Annotated in this window: 19 protein-coding genes; 10 read left to right on the top strand and 9 right to left on the bottom strand. The window is 68.8% G+C overall.

The annotated features are described in order from the left end of the window. Nucleotides 1-43 precede the first annotated feature (43 nt). Complete coding sequence (mycP, locus tag MSZK_RS08485) at nt 44-1,363, top strand: type VII secretion-associated serine protease mycosin (protein ID WP_099246791.1); 1,320 nt, start codon at nt 44-46, stop codon at nt 1,361-1,363. Here the strand turns inward: mycP and eccB are convergent. From eccB to MSZK_RS08470, 3 genes are all read right to left on the bottom strand, one after another. Next, complete coding sequence (gene eccB / locus MSZK_RS08480; RefSeq protein WP_099246789.1) at nt 1,328-2,677, bottom strand: type VII secretion protein EccB; 1,350 nt, start codon at nt 2,675-2,677, stop codon at nt 1,328-1,330. The two genes, mycP and eccB, sit on opposite strands and share 36 nt — an antisense overlap. A gap of 72 nt (nt 2,678-2,749) precedes the next feature. Beyond that, complete coding sequence (locus tag MSZK_RS08475) at nt 2,750-3,802, bottom strand: polyprenyl synthetase family protein (RefSeq protein WP_099246787.1); 1,053 nt, start codon at nt 3,800-3,802, stop codon at nt 2,750-2,752. Next, on the bottom strand, nt 3,799-4,404 hold the full coding sequence (locus MSZK_RS08470) for a hypothetical protein (protein WP_233211177.1): 606 nt from the start codon (nt 4,402-4,404) through the stop codon (nt 3,799-3,801). Before MSZK_RS08470 ends, MSZK_RS08475 begins: the two co-directional genes overlap by 4 nt. A gap of 160 nt (nt 4,405-4,564) precedes the next feature. Here MSZK_RS08470 and MSZK_RS08465 point away from each other — a divergent pair, with 160 nt between their 5' ends. From MSZK_RS08465 to MSZK_RS08450, 4 genes are read left to right on the top strand one after another with little or no spacing between them, the layout of a single operon-like run. Further along, nucleotides 4,565-5,980, top strand: coding sequence for a hypothetical protein (locus MSZK_RS08465; RefSeq protein ID WP_099246783.1), 1,416 nt, complete (start codon nt 4,565-4,567; stop codon nt 5,978-5,980). Beyond that, nucleotides 5,977-6,495, top strand: coding sequence for a hypothetical protein (locus tag MSZK_RS08460; protein WP_099246781.1), 519 nt, complete (start codon nt 5,977-5,979; stop codon nt 6,493-6,495). Before MSZK_RS08465 ends, MSZK_RS08460 begins: the two co-directional genes overlap by 4 nt. 6 nt (nt 6,496-6,501) lie before the next feature. After that, nucleotides 6,502-9,684, top strand: a complete 3,183-nt coding sequence (locus MSZK_RS08455) for an AAA family ATPase (protein WP_099246779.1) — start codon at nt 6,502-6,504, stop codon at nt 9,682-9,684. After that, nucleotides 9,681-11,741 (top strand): FAD-dependent oxidoreductase, encoded by a 2,061-nt coding sequence (locus MSZK_RS08450; protein ID WP_255414197.1) that lies wholly within the window; start codon nt 9,681-9,683, stop codon nt 11,739-11,741. Before MSZK_RS08455 ends, MSZK_RS08450 begins: the two co-directional genes overlap by 4 nt. Before the next feature lie 4 nt (nt 11,742-11,745). On the opposite strand, the gene MSZK_RS08445 is transcribed toward MSZK_RS08450, so the two are convergent. Beyond that, entirely contained in the window at nt 11,746-12,996 is a 1,251-nt protein-coding gene (locus MSZK_RS08445; RefSeq protein ID WP_099246775.1) for a trans-acting enoyl reductase family protein, read from the bottom strand. Nucleotides 12,997-13,007: 11 nt separating this feature from the next. Continuing rightward, nucleotides 13,008-13,562, bottom strand: a complete 555-nt coding sequence (locus tag MSZK_RS08440) for a CGNR zinc finger domain-containing protein (protein WP_099246773.1) — start codon at nt 13,560-13,562, stop codon at nt 13,008-13,010. 151 nt (nt 13,563-13,713) lie between these two features. Here MSZK_RS08440 and MSZK_RS08435 point away from each other — a divergent pair, with 151 nt between their 5' ends. The 5 genes from MSZK_RS08435 to MSZK_RS08415 all read left to right on the top strand — a co-directional run bounded on the left by MSZK_RS08435 (nt 13,714) and on the right by MSZK_RS08415 (nt 17,513). Continuing rightward, the gene (locus MSZK_RS08435) at nt 13,714-14,640 is read left to right on the top strand and encodes a DMT family transporter (RefSeq protein WP_099246913.1); all 927 of its coding nucleotides are present in this window, start codon (nt 13,714-13,716) and stop codon (nt 14,638-14,640) included. Nucleotides 14,641-14,768: 128 nt separating this feature from the next. Then, complete coding sequence (locus tag MSZK_RS08430) at nt 14,769-15,362, top strand: cutinase family protein (protein ID WP_199203251.1); 594 nt, start codon at nt 14,769-14,771, stop codon at nt 15,360-15,362. Nucleotides 15,363-15,438: 76 nt separating this feature from the next. Continuing rightward, a complete protein-coding gene (locus tag MSZK_RS08425; protein ID WP_199203243.1) occupies nt 15,439-16,122 on the top strand; it encodes a cutinase family protein in 684 nt (227 codons plus the stop codon). 52 nt (nt 16,123-16,174) lie between these two features. Beyond that, nucleotides 16,175-16,828: a cutinase family protein gene (locus tag MSZK_RS08420; RefSeq protein ID WP_099246766.1), complete on the top strand. Its 654-nt coding sequence runs from the start codon at nt 16,175-16,177 to the stop codon at nt 16,826-16,828. 58 nt (nt 16,829-16,886) lie between these two features. After that, nucleotides 16,887-17,513, top strand: coding sequence for a cutinase family protein (locus MSZK_RS08415; RefSeq protein WP_099246911.1), 627 nt, complete (start codon nt 16,887-16,889; stop codon nt 17,511-17,513). Here MSZK_RS08415 and truA read toward each other — a convergent pair. The 4 genes from truA to rpsD all read right to left on the bottom strand — a co-directional run bounded on the left by truA (nt 17,510) and on the right by rpsD (nt 20,786). Continuing rightward, on the bottom strand, nt 17,510-18,397 hold the full coding sequence (gene truA / locus MSZK_RS08410) for a tRNA pseudouridine(38-40) synthase TruA (protein WP_199203242.1): 888 nt from the start codon (nt 18,395-18,397) through the stop codon (nt 17,510-17,512). The two genes, MSZK_RS08415 and truA, sit on opposite strands and share 4 nt — an antisense overlap. A 4-nt stretch (nt 18,398-18,401) precedes the next feature. Then, nucleotides 18,402-18,989 (bottom strand): 50S ribosomal protein L17, encoded by a 588-nt coding sequence (gene rplQ / locus MSZK_RS08405; RefSeq protein ID WP_099246764.1) that lies wholly within the window; start codon nt 18,987-18,989, stop codon nt 18,402-18,404. A gap of 58 nt (nt 18,990-19,047) precedes the next feature. Next, on the bottom strand, nt 19,048-20,100 hold the full coding sequence (locus MSZK_RS08400; protein ID WP_099246762.1) for a DNA-directed RNA polymerase subunit alpha: 1,053 nt from the start codon (nt 20,098-20,100) through the stop codon (nt 19,048-19,050). An 80-nt stretch (nt 20,101-20,180) separates the two neighbouring features. Beyond that, nucleotides 20,181-20,786, bottom strand: a complete 606-nt coding sequence (gene rpsD / locus MSZK_RS08395; RefSeq protein ID WP_099246760.1) for a 30S ribosomal protein S4 — start codon at nt 20,784-20,786, stop codon at nt 20,181-20,183. Nucleotides 20,787-20,797 lie beyond the last annotated feature (11 nt).

Raw genomic sequence — 20,797 nt, 5'->3', positions numbered from 1 at the left:
CGGCCGCCGGAGCGTTCACCACGCTGCCCGTGATCGGACTGGCGTGACGAACCGTCGCCTGCGGGTAGCGGCAGCCGGTGCGGCGGCGCTGCTGGTATCGCCACACTGTGCACCACCCGCCTATGCGGTCGTCCCGCCGGCGGTGGACAACGCGTTCTTGCCACCGCCCGTACCTGCGGCGCCACCGCAGCCGACCGCACAGCGGGAGGCGTGCGTGGTCCCGCCACCCGTCGACGGTACCGACGTGTCGGCGACGCAGCTGAGTGGTGTCGACCTGACGGCGATCTGGCGCCTGAGTCGCGGTGCGGGACAACGGGTGGCGGTGATCGACACCGGCATCGCACCGCACCGCCGGCTGTCCGATGTCGTTGCCGGCGGGGACTATGTCTCCGCCGGCGACGGCCGCCAGGACTGCGACGGGCACGGGACCGTCGTCGCCGGGATCATCGCGGCGGTCACCGATCCGGCCGATCCGACCGGGTTCACCGGGATCGCCCCGGCGGTCACGCTGATCGCAATCCGACAGTCCAGCAACAGGTTCGGTCCGGCAGCCGATCAGTCGGGGCGCGGGGTCGGCGACGTCAACACTCTGGCGATGGCCGTTCGGACCGCCGCCGACATGGGCGCGTCGGTGATCAACATCTCTTCGGTGGCCTGCACCGAGGAAATGATCGACGACCGGGCGCTCGGGGCCGCGCTGTCGTACGCGGTGGACGTCAAGGACGCCGTGGTGGTGGCCGCGGCGGGCAACGTCGGCGGCGACGGCCAGTGCCCGAGTCAGAACACCGCCGCCCAACCTCGGGTGATCGCGAGCCCGGCCTGGTACGACGACTATGTCGTGACCGTGGCCTCGGTGGACCCGGCCGGCGCTGCGTCGAGCTTCAGTCTGAACGGTCCGTGGGTGGACGTCGCCGCGTCCGGTGAACATGTCGTGTCCCTGGATCCCGACGGCGCCGGCGTGATCGCCGCGATGCCGACGGGCACCGGAGCTGCCTCGATGTCGGGCACGAGCTATGCCGCGCCTCTGGTCAGCGGACTGGCGGCGCTGGTACGGGCCCGGTTCCCCCGGCTGCGCGCACGGCAGGTGATGGCCCGGATCGAGACCACCGCGCACCACCCACCCGGGGGCTGGAACGCGGCGATCGGCAGCGGGATCGTCGACCCACTGGCCGCCTTGAGCGACCAGACCGCACTGCCTTCCGCGCCCAGGCCCCGGCCGCCGGCTACGCCGGTTGCCGCTGGGCCGAGTCCACGTCCGCCCTATGCGATCGCGGGAACCGGCGCGGCGCTGTGCCTGGCCGGGCTGATCGCCGCGGCCTCGGTGCGGCTACGGCGCAGGACCGACGACATCGCGCCCGACTAGCGCCGCGGCACGCGACAGCTCGGGCCCGGCGGGCAGCGCGCTGACGATCGGCCATGGTCCCACCGCCGGAGTGCCGGTTGCACCCAGCGCGGAGGCCGCCGAATCATCAACGGGGAAACGCACTCCCGCGCTTGTGACGAGGTAACGACCCGCTCCTGTCGGGTCGCTGACGTCCAGACTGCGGCCGGGGTTCAACCGCACCATGTCCACGCCGGGTCCGTCGCCGTCCGCGCCCGCGAGCGTGACCAAGCCTGGTCCGGCCGGGGACGGTGCGCCGACGGCGATGTCGATGCGACCGGACTGCCAGGTGGCGCAGAGGTCACCGTCAACATCCACCAGCGCGGGCGGCTCGTCGGGGAACGTCGCCACCGGCAACACGTCGACGAGTGGGCTGCGGGCGATCACCTCGGGCGGCACCTCGAGAATCTCGGCGGGAGCGGCCGAGTCGGCGAACCGGACGAGATCGACCGTCAACTGCCCGACCCGCTGGAGGCCGCCGCCGAGGACCACGTAGTACTCCCGCGAATCGGCCCTGCTCACCCGGACGACGGTCCCGACTGTCAAGCCGGTGACCGCCGAGGGGTGCCCCCGTTCCGGGATCCGCGGCGGCGTGATCGCCGGCACCTCGGCGATGGTGTTGAGCACGGTCGGCGACACCGACCGGACCGCGACATCGCCCAGGCGCAGCGCACGGGTCGTGGCCGGGTCGCCGAGGTCGATCAGCGCGCGGGTGCCGTCATAGAGCAGATAGCGGGCCCCATCGCCGTGCGAGACGGCGGCGACGACGGCCGCCCGCGGGCCGAGCGTGCCGGGGACCCCGTCACCCCCGACCGCCACGGTGGTGTTCCCGGCGGCGTCGTCACAGACCGCCCAGTGCACGCCGGCAGCCGCGGTCACCACCCCGAGCGCGTGCGGCGCCCCGGGAATGCCCAGAACAGGACCGTCGGGCACGCCTGCCAGCGCTGTGTCGTCGACCAGGCGAGGTGTGGCCGGCGAGCCCAGGATGAGACGGGCCGAGGTCAGGTTCGCCACCGCCCGCAGCCGGTCGTCGACGCGGACGAACAGCGCGCCGGACTGCCGGGACATCACCAAGTCCGCGTCGGCGGGGAGCGCGCCCGGCCCGGACGAACCGAGCGCGGTGTCCAGTACCGCCATCGCGGCCGCCACGACGCAGCCGGCCAGCAGCGCGGACTTCCTGGCGCGAAGTGGGTCGCGGCGAAGCGGCATCGACCGGCCCGAGACCGCGTAGTCCAGTCGGCGCAGCAGGAAACGGTCCGCACTCCATTGCGCCCGAAGGGGCGGCCGCGCTGTCATCCAGTGACGCTAGAACAGCTGCCTGCGTCTCGATTCCGGTCATCAACAGCTGTCGCTGACCGGGCGGCACGGCTATCGGGAACGCGCCCACACGTACGGCACGAGCGATCGCAGGAAGTCCAAGTCCGGTCCCTGCTGCGCGTCGCGGAAGGCCTGCTCGAAGTACTCCTCGGCAACCAGGAGGATGCCTTCGGCGTATTCGCTGGTGAACTCGATGCTGCCGTAGCGGTCCATCAGCGAGCGGATGGTCTCGACCAGTTCGTCGGAACGCTCGGCGCGGCTGCGCCGCAGATAATCTCGGACCACGTCCCGATCGGCGCCGCGGGCGCTGGCCATCAGATGCACCAGGGTCAGCGTGCGCTTGCCCTCGTAGATGTCGCCGAGGATCTCCTTGCCGTAGGCACGTTCGTCGCCGACCAGATTCAACAGATCGTCCCGGATCTGGAAGGCGGCGCCGAAGTGGAAGCCGAACCGGATCATCTGCGACAGGTCGGCGGTGCCACCGGAACCCACGATGGCGCCGACCCGCAGCGGGTAGATCGTGGTGTACCAACAGGTTTTGTGCATGATCAGATCGAGGTAGTCCGCCGGGCGCAGATCCTCGACACAATCGAGTTGCCAGCCCAACTCGGTGGCCTGGCCCTCCAGGGTGCGCATCGCCATGATGTCGAACTCCTCCATCACCAGGTCGGCGATGTCGCGATCCAGCCGCCGGGTGGCCCGGCGCAGCACCTGGCTGGCGACGATGGCCAGGCCGTCACCGGCGTTGAGCGCGGCCGCCAGACCGTGCCGAGCGGTCAGGGTGGGCCGGCCGCGGCGCATCTCGCTGCCGTCGGCGATGTCGTCGTGGACCAGGAATGCGTTGTGCAGCAACTCGATTGCCACCGCGATGCCGATCAAGTCCTTCTGGTCGGCGCCGAATGCCCGGCCGGCGGACAGGCACAGCGCGGGGCGCAGCGCCTTGCCGACCCGCGAGGGATACTCGCGCATCGGTCCGTACAGCCACTGCACCGGTTCGCCGTCGGGCATCGCGTCCAGCATCGCGCGCCGGACCGTCCTGCCGACGTCGCGAAGCTTGGTTTCGACGGCCTCGATCAGATCCGAGCGGTCGGCGATGCTGGTCATGCGGCGGGGCGGACGGTCAGCGCGACCGGCAGCCACAGCTGCGGTCGCCCTTGCACCAGCACCGTGCCGCGGTAGAGGCCGGGCTTGGCCTTTTCAGCGACGGTGACCGTCAGACCGACACCGCGACTGGACCGGCCCGGCACCGGCACGACCTTCGGTTCCAGCCGAATTGCCGCGGTTTTGATCACCGATCCGTCGTCGGCCATCAACTCGCTGCACCGCAGGCGAATCCGGCCCAGGTCGTGATCGGCGGCGTTGTGCAGCCACACCTCCGCCGTTGCTGTCTCGCCCGGCGCGCCCTCGAACTGCAGCCGGCCGTTGGCCGCCGAGCCGGTGAAGTCCAGCGAGGGCGAGATGGTCTCCGACGCCGGCGAGGTTTGCGGCGCCCCGCCCATGAGGAACTGGCCGGCCATCGCCCACCATGACCTGATCAGCGGTTCTACATCGGTGGCACCCAGGAGATCCGCGCGTTGCTCGGCCGAGAGCCCTGCCGCCGGCCGGGTCGCCGCCGGGCTGCCGTCCGGTCGGCTGGCGACCATGTGCACGAACCGGTCGACGAGTTCGCTGGCGGCTCGAAAGCCTTCTGCCTGAACGGCAGTCAAAGCACGTACGTTGGCCGCTGGATCGAAGATCGACGCCCATGGCACATCATGGATCTCCCCGTTGTTGCCGCCGTCCACTGACGCCCCCCGTCAAAAATCTCTCGCTTATTGACGCGCAATCACGTTATGCTAGCTGCGCAAACATGGTTGGGGGCGGCCAATGGAATCAGTTCGCGACATCCTTGAAGTATTCGGCGCGATCGACCGCGCTGTCCGTGAGGCCGATGATCCCGACGTGTCGGCGGCGGCAGAGAAGCTGCTGCCGGGCCTGATGGCCGCCGACCCCGGCTGGTACACCGAACTCGAGACCCGGTACTTCCCCGACGATGTGCGCAGGCAGCCGAACCTCGAACACGCCCTGCAGGCAATCGCCTCCTACGACGCCGACCAAGACACCGGACGGTTGACGCCGGCCCAGAAAGCGCGGCTGTTGTACGGCATCTCGGCATCGGAGCGGCTGCGATCGGTCGCGTCCGCGTCGTTGCCGGCGTTGAGCGATTCCGGTAGCGACTTCGACGACGCGCTCGTCGGCTCGCTGGCCGCGATCGCACCGAGGGAATCGTCGTCCGCACCGGATCGGCGCAGCCAGGCCGCGGCAGCCCGCGACGACGTGCTGCAGACGGCCGCAGCTCAGTTCGTGCGGGCGGCCGATTTCAACGACGTGGTGCGACCGGCCGTGGTCGCCTCGCCGATACGCGACGGTAAGCCGATGTCCGCGCCGCTGTGCCAGACCGCGGTGGTCACCGTCGACGGCTACCGATCGGTGATCGTCGACACCAAGTTCACGTCCACCACGATCTCGTTGAACATGCTGAAAAGCATTGTGAATCCGTTCAACTGGGATGAGGACTACAACAAGCTGTTCGTCGCGATGCAGAGCCAGGTGCCGGAGATCCTTCCGGACCATTGGCGCCGGGTGCTCGAGACCGTCCGGGTGATCGGTGACGCGACGCTGCGCACACCGCTGAAGTTCTACCCCTACCAGGTCAGCCCGGTCGAGGCACAGATGAATTACGACCTCGACATGTCGAACTTCGCCGCCGGCGACGGGCAGGTGCGGGTGGACCGCGGATTCATCAACATGAAGTCGACGGTGGGTAATCCCGCCGAGAACGGGGTCCGGGTCACCACCCGAAAAGTCGTTCACATCCAAGGCATCTCGGCGTTCGCCCAGGCACGGCTGGTATGTATCGGCGGATACGGCACTGCGTCGGCAGACTTCCTGCTCGGCGCCGCCGCCAATCCACCGGCCAGCCCGGCACCGTTCGACTACCCGACCACCGAGGGTCAGGCCGATCCCACGGCGGCCGGCGCGCAGACGGCCGCACCCGCTCCGCCGGCAACGCCGATGACGCACTTCGTCCCGGCCGCTGTCGACGCCTGGACGGAATGTGCGCAGGACCTGACCAACGGCTACTTCGACGTCGCCCAGAAGTGGCTTGCGGGCAGCCTGACCCTGACCGACCTGGCTGACTACACCACCCGCCTGGGTGGGGAGCTCGCCAGCTCGCCGTGGAAGTACCTGCAGGCGATGACAACTCCGCGGTCCCCCGGCAAGCCAGGGAGCACGACATGAGCGCGCCGCAACCCCAGCTGCAGCGGCCGGCGAGCGTCATCCGGGGCTACTTCGACCAGATCAACGAGATCGCGCAGGACGCGGCCCGCCGCGACGACGCCGGCAGGTGGGGTATCGACGGCTGGGTCCGCCTGATCCACAATCTCCTCGACCTGAACATGCGGACGTACGCCGGCGCGGTCCAGGTCGCCCTGGCCGGCCCGTCGTGGTGGTTGCAGCCCACCTCAACCCAGCCGATCCCGCCCGATCCCATCGAGGTTCCCACGGCCAAGCCGTACCCCCGTTCGGTCTCGATTGTGAAGCCGTTCGAGCGCATCGGCCGTCCCGAGATCCGAATTCCGTTGCAGGCGTTGAGCCTGCAACCCGCCATCCTCGCCCCCGGGCAGACCTCAGTCCAGATCGTGCTGACCGACGACCGGTTCACCGGCGCGAACTACACCGGGGCACTGCGGCTTCGCCGGGCGGACGGCGGTGGCCAGGACACCGAGATGGTGACGGTCACCGTCGGGTTGTAGGTTCGCGTGACGTCTCATCCGGCCATCGATGATCTTCTCGAACGCGCAGTCCGGGCGATCAACGACGGCGACCGTGCCACCGCCGAGAAGCTCGCCGGCCAGGTGCTGGCGGTCGACAGCAGCAACCCCGATGCCGAAGAACTGCTCGCCACGCCGGTCGGCAACGGCGAGATCCGGCGGCTCACCGTCCTGTTCGCCGATCTCGTCGACTCGACCGCCCTGTCGATGCGCATCGAGCCCGAGGTGTACCGCACGGTCGTCGGGCGCTACCGTGACGAGGTCCGCGCGATCGTCTCGCGATACGAGGGCCACATCGGCTCGATCAAGGGCGACGGACTGCTCGCGGTGTTCGGCCATCCGAAGGCACACGAGGACGACACCCACCGATCGGTGCTGGCCGGGCTCGACATCGTGCGCGAGGTCGCCGAACTGAGTGCGCGAGCCGAGCGGCGATTCGGGTTCGACATCGACGTCCGGGTCGGTATCCACCGGGGCGTGGTGTTCCTCGACATCGATCAGGACGACGTGTACGGACTCGGCGCCAACCTCGCCGCCCGGATCTGCAGTCTCGCCGAACCGGGCACCGTGTCGGTCTCGGCCGCCATCGAGCGGCTCGTCCACGACAACGTCGACCTGGTGCCGTGCCCGGCCCAGCGGGTCAAGGGTATGGACAGTCCCCTGGTCCACTACCGGGTGATCGCCGAGCGCGATCTCGCCGGAAAGTCCTACGGTCCACTGGTCGGGCGGGAGCGCGAACTCGCCGCCCTGCGAGAAATGTGGGAGCAGGCCAGCACCGGAACGTTGACCACCCGCGGCGTGCTCCTGCGCGGTGAGGGCGGGATCGGCAAGAGCCGGCTGGCCAGCGCCGCTGTCGAGATGGCACGCGATGCCGGCGCCGCCGTCCTCGAGTTGTTCGGGTCGCCCTTTCACACCGACGTCGGGCTGCGGCCCGTGCGGCGCCTGATCGAACGGCACAGCCGCATTCGGCGCGACTCGGACGCGTCCGACAGCTTGCGCCTACTCGAAGCCGAACTCGCCAACCGCGCGATGGACACCGCTGCGGTGCTGCCCCTGCTGGCACCGGTGCTCGGCATCGCCCCCGAGGCCGGGTATCAACCGGCGACAGCCAATGCCGGCGCCCGGTTCGATCAGATCACCACCGCCGTCAAGGACTATCTGCTGGCATGTGCCGGTGCCGGTCCGGCGCTGATCCTGGCCGAGGACATCCACTGGTACGACGAGGACACCATCAGCATCGTCAACTCTCTGCTGCGGATGCAGGACAACCGCCTGATGGTGATCGTCACCGGCCGAAGCGTTCCGCCGCTGCGGGGGTTTGTCGAGGAGTTGGATCTCAAGCCGCTGGCGGCCGAGGATTCCGACGCGCTTATTCGCGCACTGCATCCCGAGATGGGTTCGGAGGCAGTCAAAGTCGTGCAGGAGCGCTGCGACGGCGTGCCGCTGTTCATCGAAGAGGTGGTGGCCAGGCTCAAAAACCAGAACGAGGATCTCGACGATCCGGCCCAAGTGCCGGACACCTTGTACGAGACGCTGGTCGCCCGGCTGCGATCGAGCACCGACTCCCTTGCGATCGTGGAGACCGCCGCGCTCATCGGCAGCCGTTTCGACCGGGATCTGCTGTCGTCGGTCACCGGGGTCGGCTGGCGCAGAATCGATGCGCTGCTCGACGAACTCACGCGGGCGCGGGTGCTCCGGCAGGTCGGCAAACGTCAGTGGAGCTTCCAGCACGAACTGCTGCGCGAGGTCGCCGCCGAGCTGTCGCCGCCGAGTGTCCGGCGGCGCCTGCATCATCGGATCGCCGATGTCCTTGCCGACCAGTCGGCGGGCGGAACGCCGGAATGGCCGCTGGTGGCTTACCATTTCGAGAAGGCCGACCGGTTCGACGAGGCCGCTGCCGCCTACCAGGGGGCTTCATCGGAGGCTCGGGAGCGCGGCGCGCTCATCGAGGCCCGCAACCTGCTCAGCCGGGCGCTGGAGGTCACCGACCTGATGGCACCGGGGCGCCGTCGCGATCTGCGCGAGGTGGCCATCCGACTGGAGCGGGGTTTTCTCGCCACGGCGACCACCGGTTACACCAGTCCCGAGGCGGCCGACGAATTCGAACGGTGCCTGCAACTGGTCAGTGAAGAGCCCAGCCTCGAGATGCACGCCACGTTCAGCGCACTGTGGGGCTATTACACCGCCCGCGGTCAGCTCGACCGGGTCGAGAAGTTGATCGAAGCTCTTCGGCAGCTCGAAGGCGTGTCGGATTGGGCCACCGCCTCCTACAACGCGACGGCGGGTTTCTTCGCCATGTTCCGGGGCCAGTTCGGTTCGGCCCGAACAGCATTGGAGGACGCGGTCGCCGGTGTCGACCGAGCCGGGACACCCCGGATCGAGCAGCTGTGGTACACGCCGAGCGACCGGATCTCCGGGTTGTTCGCCGAGCTCGGGTTCGTGCGCTTCGTCCAGGGTGATCTCCTCGGCGCCGAGCCGGCCTTCGCCCGGATTCAGAGCAGATGTGAGACGCTGCCGTTTCCCTCCAGTGCGGTCAGCCTCTGCTACGGCCAGATGCGGGAGGTGACCGTCCGCGTCGAGGCCGGCCAGTTCGACCGGGCCGCCGAGCTCATCGAAGACGTCGCGGCACGCGCCGAACGGTTCGGCCTGGCCCAATGGGTGATGGTGGCCGAGAGCAACCGGGTGTCGCTGGCCGCTCGGCGGGCGCTGGCCGACCCTGCCACCGACCCCGCCACGCTGCAACCGTACGTCCAGGGTCTGACCGCTGTTGTCGACGGTTGGCGGGCAGCGGAATTGAAGGCCTACCTCTCGGCCTTCGAATGCGTGCTGGTGCGCCTGCACACCGCCGCGGGAGACCCCGAGACGGCCCGCGCCTGCGCGGAGCGCGCACTGGCGATGGCCGAGGAGACCGGCATCGTCACCCACAAGGCCGAACTGTTGCGGGCACTGGCCCATACGTTCTCCGATCCCGATGCCCGCTACGCCACGCTGCGGGAGGCCATCGCGGTGGCGCGCGATCAGCAGGCGGTGGTCTTTGAACTACTCGCCACCGCCGACACCGTCGAACTCGTGGGGGCGGCGGCACGGCCGGCGCTGGCCCACGTTGTGAGCCGCATCTGCGCCGACCAGGACTGGCCCGAGCTGGCTCGCGCGCGGGCGTTGCTGGGGTGACGCGCCGACGAGGGCGGGTCGCCATCCTCGGCGGCGGCATGGCCGGTCTCAGTGCCGCATGGCGGCTGTCCGAAGGGCGGTGGCAGGACCGCTTCGAGTCGATCACCGTCTACCAGCGCGGCTGGCGCCTGGGCGGCAAGGGAGCCTCCAGCCGCGGCGAACACGACCGGATCGAAGAACACGGCCTGCACATCTGGATGGGCTCCTACGAGAACGCCTTCGCATTGCTGCGCGAGTGTTATGCCGAACTCGACCGCGAGACCACCGATCCCGGCTGCCCGATCAAGACCTGGGACCAGGCGCTCGTCCCCGCCGAGGAGCTCGCGATGGCCGACCACTTCGGCGACGACTGGCTGATCTGGTCCGGTGCGTTTCGCCGCACCCCGGACTTGCCCGGCGAACCGGGCGCCACCGGGCGCGAACTGACCGTCGTCGAGTTCGCCGCGCGGACACTGCGATTGCTGCTGGACTTCGCCGAGTCGCTGGATGCGGCATCCGGGCAGGATCTGTGCCTGTCGGCCAGCGCCCGGCCGGACACCGCCGATTGGCCGGCCGCGGTCCGGAGCGCCGCACTGGCCACGCTGGCCGCCCTGATCGGGCCGCGCCCCGCCGACGCCGCGGCGGCCGGGTTCCTCGCCGAGGCACTCGACGCGGTGCGGGCAGCGCTGGACTGCGAGCACCGGCCCCACCACAAACGACTGTGGCTGCTGATGTCGCTGTTGGCGGCGACGGTTCGCGGGTTGATCGCCGACCGCCTGATCACCGATCCGGCCGGCTTCCGGGCCATCAACGACGAGGAGTACGGGGCCTGGATCGTGCGGCACGGAGCCGACCCGGAGGTGCTGAATTTCCCGCTGATCCGCGGGATGTACGACATGGTCTTCGGCTACCAGGACGGCGACTTCGACCGGCCGCGGTTCGCCGCCGGGGTGGCGGTCTTGCTCACCGGCATCGCACTTTTCCAATACAAGGGTGCCTTCTTCTGGAAGATGACGGCGGGCATGGGCGATGTGGTGATCGCCCCGATCTACCAGGTGCTGCGGCGGCGCGGCGTGCGCTTCGAGTTCTTCCACCGCCTCGACGCACTACACCTCGACGACCACCGGCACTGCATCGATGCGATCACTCTGGGACGGCAGGCCGAACTCGCCGACGGGGCAGACACTTACGATCCGCTGACCACGGCCGGCGGCCTGCCGGTGTTCCCGGCGCTCCCCCGCCACGAACAACTCACCTCGACTGCCGATGTCGCGGGCGCCGAATCGCATTTCGCACCCCGTGCCGACACCGCGACCCGGATTCTGCGGCGCGGCAAGGACTTCGACCACGTGGTGCTGGCGACGTCGCTGGCCATGGTCGAACTGGTGGCAGGCGAACTGATCGCCGACCGCCGGGAGTGGGCGGAGATGACCGCACACGTCCGCACGGTGGCCACCCAGTCGGTCCAACTCTGGCTGCGGCCGACCGAGTCGGCTCTGGGCTGGCACCGGCCCGGGGTCACCACCAGCGGCTACGTGTCCCCGTTCGACACGTGGGCGTCGATGGGGCAGACCTTGTGGGCCGAACGCTGGCCGGACTCCGAGGAACCGCACACGGTGGCGTACTTCTGCGGGGCCTTCGACGCACCGTGGCCGACCGCCGACGACCCGTCCGCCTACGTGGCCGGGTGCCGGGCCCGGGTGCTGGCGAACGCCGTGGACTACCTGGACCGACACGTCGGGCTGTATCTACCCGGCGCGGTGAGCGAGGGCGGCTTTTCCTGGGGGTTGCTGGCCGGCGCCGGCGGCCGAACGGGGTTCGCGGCGTTGGAGACCCAGCACGTCAGTGTCAACATCGACCCGTCCGATCGCTACGTGCTGTCGGTGCCCGGGTCCGACAAGTACCGGCTGCGGCCCGATGAAAGCGGTTACGACAACCTCGTTCTCGCCGGGGACTGGACCGACTCGGGAATCAACGCGGGCTGCATCGAAGCCGCCGTCGTGTCCGGGCTGCAGGCCGCCAACGCCTTACTGGGGCACGGCCGCTTCCACCGCATCCGCGGCTTCTACATGCCGTGAGAGGTCATGGCAGGCCGACGGTCTCGAACGCGACCCCGGCGGCCGGTAACCGGTCGAGCAGCACGTCCCCCATCGCCGCGGCCGGCGTGATCACCCCGTGGCGATCAGGCAGGCGATCGCGATCCAGCACGAGAGCCAACGCGCTCTCCCCGGCCAGCACCGCGGTCGCCGAATAACCCGGGTCGGCGGCCTGGGCGATCGTCGCCCGGTAACGGCGCCCGGTCGTGGTGGTCGCGTACGTCTCGACCCGGTAATGGCCACGCGCGCCCATGTCGTTGCCGGTTCCCGCCGCGGGTGTCATGCGCTCCACCAAACCCGTTGGCAGCAGCCGCAAATAGTGGCCACCGAAGCGGGATGCGGTGGCAATGCCTGCGTTGAACATCGCTCCGATCAACGGCGCGCCCGGAAACGATCCCATGATGAGCGTCTCGGTGTAGCGGAAGCTGCGACCGTAGGCCCAGTCCATCAGGGCGTTGGAGCGGCGCACACAGCGTGTGTTGTACAGCGCCATGACGTAACCACTGGTCCACAACCCGGCGAGTTCGGGGGCGATCTGTTGACCCGGCAACAAGGGCAGGTCGGGTTGGTGACCCAGATCGGGCTCGGCGGCGCGGTCGGGGCTCAGGCTGTAGGGGTCGTCGAGCATCTGGCGTACAGCGGAATCCGAGGAGGCCAGCCGCATCAGTTCGACCATGGTGGCCACCGAACCACCGGCGTAACCGCCGGAGTAGTCCCGCAGCACGAGGGTCGTCTCTGCCAGGTCGCCTGCGCGGTCGGCCGCGGCGCGCAGGCTCAGCGCGTACACCGTGAGATCAGAGGGGATCGAGTCGAATCCGCACGAATGCACGATGCGCGCTCCGCTGTCCTGCGCGCGATGGTGGCTTTGGTCGATGCTGCGCCGCACGAACGGGACCTCGCCGGTGAGATCGACATAGTCGGTGCCCCGCTCTGCGCAGGCCGTGACCACCGGTAGGCCGTAGCTGATGTAGGGGCCAACGGCGTTGAGCACCAATCGGCTTCGGGCCGCCAACGCCGCCAGCGAATCGGGGTGATCCACGTCGGCAACGACCAGCGGCCAGTCCCTGGCCCGGCCACCGAGACCGTTGCGGACCGCCTCGAGTCGGTGCTGCGAGCGGCCGGCCAGCGCGATGCGAAGCCCCGAGCCGGTCTTCGCCAGATATCCGGCGGTGAGCTTGCCGACGTAACCGGTGGCCCCGAATACCGCGATGTCGATGTCACGCCCCCGTGCGCGCATGGCCGTTGACGCTACGCCTCTTTCGAGCGGCGCTCCCGATAAGCGGCAACATGCTGGCGGTTACCGCAGTTGCCGGTGTCGCAGAACATCCGCGAGCGGTTGCGGGAGAGGTCCACCAGGACCGCATCGCAATCCGGTGCCGCGCAGATCTTCAGCCTGCGCAGCTCGCCACCGCGCACCAGGTCGGCCAGCGACATCGCCATCTCGGCGCCCATGCGTTGGGCCAGTGGGTCGTGGATGGAGGCCAGGTGCAGGTGCCACTCCGGCATCTCGGGATGGCGGGTCAGCCATGGCGCCGCACGGGTGTCCGACAGCAGGGCATTGATCTGGCCGACCACCCGGGTCTCGTCGTCGGCGGCGGCCCAGATCCGGCCCAGTCGCCCCCGCAGGGTGTGCACGGACGCCAGCTCGGCGTCGTCGTGATCACGCCGCCCGGTCCAGCCATAGGTGCTCAGGTAGGCGTCCAGGGCAGGCTGATCGGCCAGCTGTTCGCCATCGACCCGGTCGCTGTTAACCAGTGCACACGCAGCCCGCAACGTGAGCTCCGTGTCATGACTGAAATTCATTTGACTCATGACCCCCTCGGCCGTAATGTCATGACCAACGATCATTTTACTCATTACATTCAAGGGGGTGCCCGTGTCGACGACCGTTCGTGGCCAAGACCACTTCCGCCTGGGTCTGCTGTTCGCCATCGGATCGGCGTTCACGTTCGGCATGTCCGGCCCCTTCGCCAAGGCCTTGATGGGCGCCGGTTGGTCGCCTACCGCCGCAGTCACCGCCCGATTGGCCGGCGGCGCGCTGGTGATGGCCGTCTTCGCCACGATCGTCAAACCGGACTGGATCGCCGAAGCCCGCGCACACGCCCGCACCGTGGTGGCCTACGGGCTCATCCCGATCGCCGGCGCCCAGCTCTGCTATTACAACGCCGTCTCGCACCTGTCGGTCGGGGTCGCACTGCTGCTGGAATACACCGCCCCGATTCTCGTCGTCGGCTGGATCTGGGGAACCACCCGTCGCCGTCCACGCGCCATGACCTTGGCCGGCGTCGCCTTGGCAGTGGCCGGAATCATGCTGGTACTCAACGTCTTCTCCGGCACCGCCCACATCAACGCGATCGGGGTGGCGTGGGGACTCGCCGCGGCGATCTGCGCGGCCTGCTACTTCATGATGTCCGACGAGGTCACCGCCGACGGCAGCGGACTGAACTCGATCACCCTGGCTGCCGGCGGTCTGGTGATCGGCGCCATCGCCGTCGGCCTGCTCGGCCTGACCGGCGTGATGCCGCTGGCCTTCACCGCCAACGACGCCGACGTCGCCGGGCTGATGGTGCCGTGGTGGGTGCCGGTGATCATGCTGGCCGTGGTCGCCACGGCGATCGCCTACACGCTGGGCATCAGCGGCGTGGCACGGTTGCGGCCGAGCTTCGCGTCCCTGGTCGGCCTGGGCGAGGTGCTGTTCGCCGTGTTGTCGGCATGGGTGCTGCTGGGCGAGGCCGTCACCGCCACCCAGGCCATCGGCGGGGTGGTGGTGCTGCTCGGCCTGGCGCTGGCCCGCCAGGGCGACCGCAGCGCCGCGGTCACCGCAGCGGCCTGGCCCGACGCGGGCCCGATCGAAGAGGTCACATCCGGCGCCAAGGCCTGACCCGCCCGCGCCGCGCGGAGCAAACGTCGGGAATGAAACAGGCCTCCCATCGGTAACATCCAGATGTGACGTCTACCGCTGTGTCGAAGCGTGTTCTGCCTGCCCTCGCGGCTGCCGTCGTGGTCGTGATGACGGCGCTGGTCAGCCCGGCCACCCTGCCGAGGGCGGCTGCCGACTGCAACGATGTGCAGGTGGTGTTCGCCAGGGGCACCGACGAGCCGCCGGGCATCGGGCGAGTCGGGCAGGCGTTCGTCAACTCGCTGCGCGGCCGGATCGGCAACCGCTCGATGGGTGTCTACGCCGTCAACTATCCGGCCAGCTACGACTTCCTGGCCGCTGCCGACGGCGCCAACGATGCCAGCGCATTCATCCAGAACGTGGTGAACACCTGCCCGGACACCCGGCTGGTGCTGGGCGGTTACTCCCAGGGTGCGGCGATCATCGACATCATCACCTCAGTGCCCTTCCCCGCGATCGGCTTCAACAACCCGCTGCCACCCAACGTGCCCGACCATGTCGCCGGCCTGGCGGTCTTCGGCAACCCGACCGCCAAGGTCGGACTGCCACTGACCTCCAGCCCCGTCTACGGCAGCCGCGCCATCGATCTGTGCAACGCCGGCGACCCGATCTGCACCGACGGCAACGACGTACCGGCCCACCGCGCGTACGGCGGGGACGGGTCGGCCAGCCAGGCCGCCGCGTTCGTCGCCAACCTGCTCTAGATCGCGACGGTTTGGGCGTCCCGGACTGTTGTGTGACTATTAGCCCACTGCCCGCGACCAAGGGGGTCTCATCCGCATGGCCAGGCCGACCATGACACCGTCTCGCATTGCCGGGGTTTCCTGCGCGGCTGTCGTCGCCGCGACCGTCGGGCTGCTCGCGCCGACGACGGCCGCCCCGGCGGCCCACGCCGAACCGTGCCCCGACGTCGAGGTGGTCTTCGCCCGCGGCACCAGCGAGCCGGCCGGGATCGGCCGCGTCGGACAAGCTCTGACCGACTCGCTGGCGGCCCAGCTCAACGGCCGGACGGTGAGCAGCTACGCGGTGAACTACCCGGCCACCTACGACTTCCTGGGCGCCGCCGACGGCGCGAACGACGCGACCAATCACATCGCCGCCACCTCGGCGGCCTGCCCGTCGACCCGGTTCGTGCTCGGGGGCTACTCGCAGGGCGCTGCGGTGGTCGACATGCTGGTCGGGATACCACCGCTGGGCAACAAGGTGGGCGATATCGGGTCCGCGCCGCCGCTGCCGGGCGGGCTGGCCAACCGGGTCGCCGGGCTGGCGGTGTTCGGCAACCCGTCGGCGAAGTTCGGCATTCCGATCACCTCGGCCGGCGGATCGTTCGCCGGCAAGGGCATCGACCTGTGCAACGACGGCGACCCCATCTGCTCGCGGGGCCGCAATCCGTTCGCGCACACCGACTACGAGGCCGGCCCGGCACCGGCTCAGGCGGCAGGCTTCCTCGCCGGCCTGCTGTAGCCCGCGGGATTATTTGCTCAGCACACGTCGCGCCTCGTCTACCATGGCTGGCATGCGCGTCAAGGCCTTGCTGAGCGGTGCGGCAGCGATCATGTCGGTTGCCGCACCGCTGTTGCCCACCGCCGTGGCGACCGCCGCGGACTGTCCAGACGCCGAGGTGATCTTCGCCCGCGGCCGCTTCGAGCCACCCGGCATCGGCCGCATCGGCCAGGCGTTCGTCGACGCGCTGCGCGGCAAAACCCCCAAGAGCGTGGGCACGTACGGCGTCAACTACGTCGCCGACTGGGACATCGTCCCGGGCGCCAACGACATGAGCAGGCACATGCAGTACATGGCGGCCAACTGCCCGAACACCCGCCTGGTACCGGGCGGGTACTCGCTGGGCGCCGCGGTGGTCGACGTCGTCGTCGGTGCCACCGAATCCCAATTCGGATACACCAACCCGCTGCCGGCGTCGGTCGCCGACCATGTCGCCGCCGTCGTGCTCTTCGGCAACGGCACCCGCAGCATCTTCGGCCCGGTCTCGGCGCAGAACAGCCCGCTCTACGGCTCGAAGACCATCGACCAGTGCAACGTCGACGACCCGATCTGCAATGGGATCGATCCCAACACCCTGGTCGGCAACTGGTCCTCGCATCTGCAGGACGCCTACATCGGGTCCGGCCTGGTCGACCAGGCCGCCCAATTCACCGCGGACAGGCTCTGACGTGCGGACCCGACGGACCCCGCGCAGGGCGGTCGCGACCCTCGCCGCGGCGGCGGCCATGCTGGTCGGTCCGGCGGCCCTGCCCGGCGGTGCAGCACCGTCGGCGCCCGTCGCCGTGGCGGCGGGCTGCCCCGATGTCGAAGTGATCTTCGCGCGCGGGCGCCTCGAATCGCCGGGCGCCGGCGTGATCGGCAACAGCTTCGTCAGCGCACTGCGATCCAGGGTCGCCAAGAACATCGGTGTGTACGCGGTGAAGTATCCCGCCGACAACCAGGTCGACATCGGCGCCAACGACATCAGCCAGCGCATCCTCTACAACATGAACAACTGCCCGAACACCCGGCTGGTTCTCGGCGGCTACTCGTTGGGTGCGGCAGCCACCGACATGGTGCTGGCACTTCCGATCACGATCATGGGATTCAAGACGCCTTTGCCGGCCGGTGCCGACAGCCACATCGCGGCAGTCGCCCTGTTCGGCAACGGAACCCAGTGGCTGGGCCCGATCACCAACTTCAATCCGGCGTTCACCGACCGCACCATCGAGCTGTGTCACGGCGCGGACCCGATCTGCAACCCGGCCGACCCGGACACCTGGGAAGCCAACTGGCCCGATCATCTCGCCAACGCCTATCAGAAGGCCGGAATGATCGATCAGGCAGCCGATTTCGTGGCGGGCAGGCTCTAGGGGTCCGGTAGCGTCCGCAGGTCGCGGGTGACGCCGATGCGGGCGGCCAACTGGTCGTCGGGCGGATAGTCCACACCGGTCAGCGTGAGACCGCGCGCCGGTGCGGCGGCGAAATCGCTCGAGCGGGTCGTTGCGCTCAACAGTGTTGCGCACCAATCGGGTTCGCGCCGACCCTCCCCCACGGCCAGCAGCGCGCCGACCAATGACCGCACCATCGACCAGCAGAACGCGTCGGCGCTGACGTAGGCGGTCACCAGATCGCCCTCGGCTTTCCGAACCCAGTCCAGCCGCTGCAGATCCCGGATGGTGGTCGCGCCGGGCCGGTGCCGACAGAACGCGGCGAAATCGTGCAGCCCCACCAGATGCCGGGATGCCTCCACCATGGCCTCGACGTCCAGCGGCTTGGACCACGGTGTCACGTACCGCGCCATGTGCGGGTCGGCGCCGTAGGGGGCCAGCGCCAGCCGGTATGCGTAGTGCCGGCGAAGCGCCGAGAAGCGGGCATCGAATCCGGCCGGCGCCCGCACGATGTCGCGGACCCGGACATCCTCGGGCAGGAACCGCGCCAATCGGCGGACCAGCGGGCGGAACTCCGGCTCGGCGGGCCGGGCACGGCGCGGATAGGAGTGGACGAGCGCATCGGCCGGCACGTCGAGATGGGCCACTTGACCGGTGGCATGCACGCCGGTGTCGGTTCGGCCGGCCCCGAACAGCCGCACCGGTTCACGGAACACCGTCGAGAAGGCGTCCTCGAGGACGCCGGCGACCGTACGGAACCCGTCTTGTACCGCCCAGCCCGTGAATTCGGTTCCGTCGTAAGCGATGTCGAGCCGAAGACGAACCTGCCCGCCACCGGAATCGGTGACGGGCAGGTTCGCACTCATGGCGTCAGGACTTGTCAGCGTCCGAATCCTCGGCGGATTCCGACGCCTGCTCCTCGGCGACCTCGTCAGCGGCCTCCGCCGTCTGGGCGTCGGCGATGGCGGTGTCTTCTGCCTGGATCTCCTCGACGGACTCTTCGGCCGGGGCCTCCTCGACCGGGGCCTCCTCGACCGCAGCCGGCGCGGCCTTCTTGGCGGCCGAGCTCTTGCGAGCCCGGTTGGCCTCGGAAGTCACCGTCTTCTCCCGCACCAGCTCGATGACCGCCATCGGGGCGTTGTCGCCCTTGCGCGGCTCGACCTTGATGATGCGGGTGTAGCCGCCCTCACGGTCAGCGAAGAAGGGTCCGATCTCGGCGAACAGCACATGCACGATGTCCTTGTCGCGGATCTTCTTCATCACCTCACGCCGGTTGTGCAGCGCACCCTTCTTGGCGTGGGTGATCAGCTTCTCGGCGTACGGCCGCAGCGCCCGCGCCTTCGGCTCGGTGGTCTTGATCCGGCCGTGCTCGAAGAGCGAGGTGGCCAGGTTGGCCAGAATCGCCTTCTGGTGTGAGGACGACCCGCCGAGGCGGGGTCCCTTGGTGGGCTTGGGCATGGCGACTATCTCCTAAATGGGGCCGACCCCCGTGTCAGGTAGGGCCGGGACGGACTTGTTAGAGCTCTTCGGTTTCGGTGTAGTCCTGGTCGCTGTCCAGGTCGTATCCGGCATCGCTGTTCCAGGTACCGGTGGCGACGTCGTAGCCGGCGACCTCGGACGGATCGAAGCTGGCCGGGCTGTCCTTGAGCGACAGACCCAGCTGGTGCAGCTTGATCTTGACCTCGTCGATCGACTTCTGGCCGAAGTTACGGATGTCCAGCAGATCGGACTCCGTGCGGGCGACCAGTTCACCGACGGTGTGCACACCCTCGCGCTTGAGGCAGTTGTACGAACGAACCGTCAGGTCCAGGTCGTCGATCGGCAGCGCGAACGCCGCGATGTGATCGGCCTCGGCAGGCGACGGGCCGATCTCGATGCCCTCGGCCTCGACGTTGAGTTCCCGTGCCAGACCGAACAATTCGACCAGGGTCTTACCCGCCGACGCCAGGGCGTCACGCGGGCTGATCGAGTTCTTCGTCTCGACGTCGAGGATCAGCTTGTCGAAGTCGGTGCGCTGCTCGACGCGGGTGGCCTCCACCTTGTAGGTCACCTTGAGCACCGGCGAGTAGATGGAATCGACCGGGATGCGGCCGATCTCCGCGCCGGAGGCCTTGTTCTGCACGGCAGGCACGTAACCGCGGCCACGCTCGACCACCAGCTCGACCTCGAGCTTGCCCTTGTCGTTGAGGGTGGCGATGTGCATGTCGGGGTTGTGCACCATCACGTCGGCCGGCGGCACGATGTCACCGGCGGTGACCTCGCCCGGGCCCTGCTTGCGCAGGTACATGGTGACCGGCTCGTCCACCTCGGACGACACGACCAGGCCCTTGAGGTTCAGGATGATGTCGGTGACGTCTTCCTTCACACCGGGCACGGTGGTGAACTCATGCAGCACGCCGTCGATGCGGATGCTCGTCACCGCCGCGCCGGGGATCGACGACAGCAGCGTGCGCCGCAGCGAATTGCCAAGGGTGTAACCGAAACCCGGCTCCAGCGGTTCGATGACGAACTGGGAGCGGTTCTCGGCGATGACCTCTTCGCTCAGGGTGGGACGCTGAGAAATCAGCATGGTTTTTCGTATCTCCTTCTCGGCACCCGCTATTTGATGCCGTTAAGTGATCCGCGCGGCGGTCGCCGCGCGGACGCCTCTTACTTCGAGTAGAACTCGACGATCAGCTGCTCGGCGAGCGGGACCTGGATCTGCTCGCGAGTGGGCAACTGGTGGACCAGGATTCGCTGACGTTCGCCCACGACCTGCAACCAGGACGGAATCGGACGCTCACCCGCGGTCTGACGGGCGACCTCGAAGGGCAGCGTGTTCAGCGACTTGTCCTTGATGTCGATGATGTCGTACTGCGACACCCGGTAGCTCGGGATGTTGACCTTGACACCGTTGACCGTGAAGTGGCCGTGGCTGACCAGCTGGCGCGCCATCCGCCGGGTGCGCGCCAGGCCGGCGCGGTACACGACGTTGTCCAAGCGGGTCTCCAGGATCTGGAGCAGGTTCTCACCGGTCTTGCCGGCCGAACGGTTGGCCTCTTCGTAGTACTTGCGGAACTGCTTCTCCAGCACCCCGTAGGTGAAGCGAGCCTTCTGCTTCTCCTGCAGCTGCTGGCGGTATTCGCTCTCCTTGATCCGCGCGCGGCCGTGCTGGCCGGGCGGGTAGGGGCGCTTCTCGAACGACTGATCGCCGCCAACCAGGTCGACGCCGAGACGGCGCGACTTGCGGGTTGCGGGTCCGGTATAACGAGCCATGTGTCAGATCC

Origin of the sequence: Mycobacterium sp. shizuoka-1 (assembly GCF_002723835.1) — a bacterium.
In the GTDB taxonomy this organism is placed as follows: Bacteria; Actinomycetota; Actinomycetes; order Mycobacteriales; family Mycobacteriaceae; genus Mycobacterium.
The sequence above is the reverse complement of the archived record's forward strand: the minus strand, read 5'-3'. Positions and strand labels throughout refer to the sequence as shown.

Coding starts and splice junctions, on each gene's coding strand:
- eccB (WP_099246789.1), bottom strand. CDS start 2,677: ATGACAGCGCGGCCGCCCCTTCGGGCGCAATGGAGTGCGGACCGTTTC.
- MSZK_RS08475 (WP_099246787.1), bottom strand. CDS start 3,802: ATGACCAGCATCGCCGACCGCTCGGATCTGATCGAGGCCGTCGAAACC.
- MSZK_RS08465 (WP_099246783.1), top strand. CDS start 4,565: ATGGAATCAGTTCGCGACATCCTTGAAGTATTCGGCGCGATCGACCGC.
- MSZK_RS08460 (WP_099246781.1), top strand. CDS start 5,977: ATGAGCGCGCCGCAACCCCAGCTGCAGCGGCCGGCGAGCGTCATCCGG.
- MSZK_RS08445 (WP_099246775.1), bottom strand. CDS start 12,996: ATGCGCGCACGGGGGCGTGACATCGACATCGCGGTATTCGGGGCCACC.
- MSZK_RS08440 (WP_099246773.1), bottom strand. CDS start 13,562: ATGAATTTCAGTCATGACACGGAGCTCACGTTGCGGGCTGCGTGTGCA.
- MSZK_RS08435 (WP_099246913.1), top strand. CDS start 13,714: ATGTCCGGCCCCTTCGCCAAGGCCTTGATGGGCGCCGGTTGGTCGCCT.
- MSZK_RS08430 (WP_199203251.1), top strand. CDS start 14,769: ATGACGGCGCTGGTCAGCCCGGCCACCCTGCCGAGGGCGGCTGCCGAC.
- MSZK_RS08425 (WP_199203243.1), top strand. CDS start 15,439: ATGGCCAGGCCGACCATGACACCGTCTCGCATTGCCGGGGTTTCCTGC.
- MSZK_RS08420 (WP_099246766.1), top strand. CDS start 16,175: ATGCGCGTCAAGGCCTTGCTGAGCGGTGCGGCAGCGATCATGTCGGTT.
- MSZK_RS08415 (WP_099246911.1), top strand. CDS start 16,887: ATGCTGGTCGGTCCGGCGGCCCTGCCCGGCGGTGCAGCACCGTCGGCG.
- truA (WP_199203242.1), bottom strand. CDS start 18,397: ATGAGTGCGAACCTGCCCGTCACCGATTCCGGTGGCGGGCAGGTTCGT.
- rplQ (WP_099246764.1), bottom strand. CDS start 18,989: ATGCCCAAGCCCACCAAGGGACCCCGCCTCGGCGGGTCGTCCTCACAC.
- MSZK_RS08400 (WP_099246762.1), bottom strand. CDS start 20,100: ATGCTGATTTCTCAGCGTCCCACCCTGAGCGAAGAGGTCATCGCCGAG.
- rpsD (WP_099246760.1), bottom strand. CDS start 20,786: ATGGCTCGTTATACCGGACCCGCAACCCGCAAGTCGCGCCGTCTCGGC.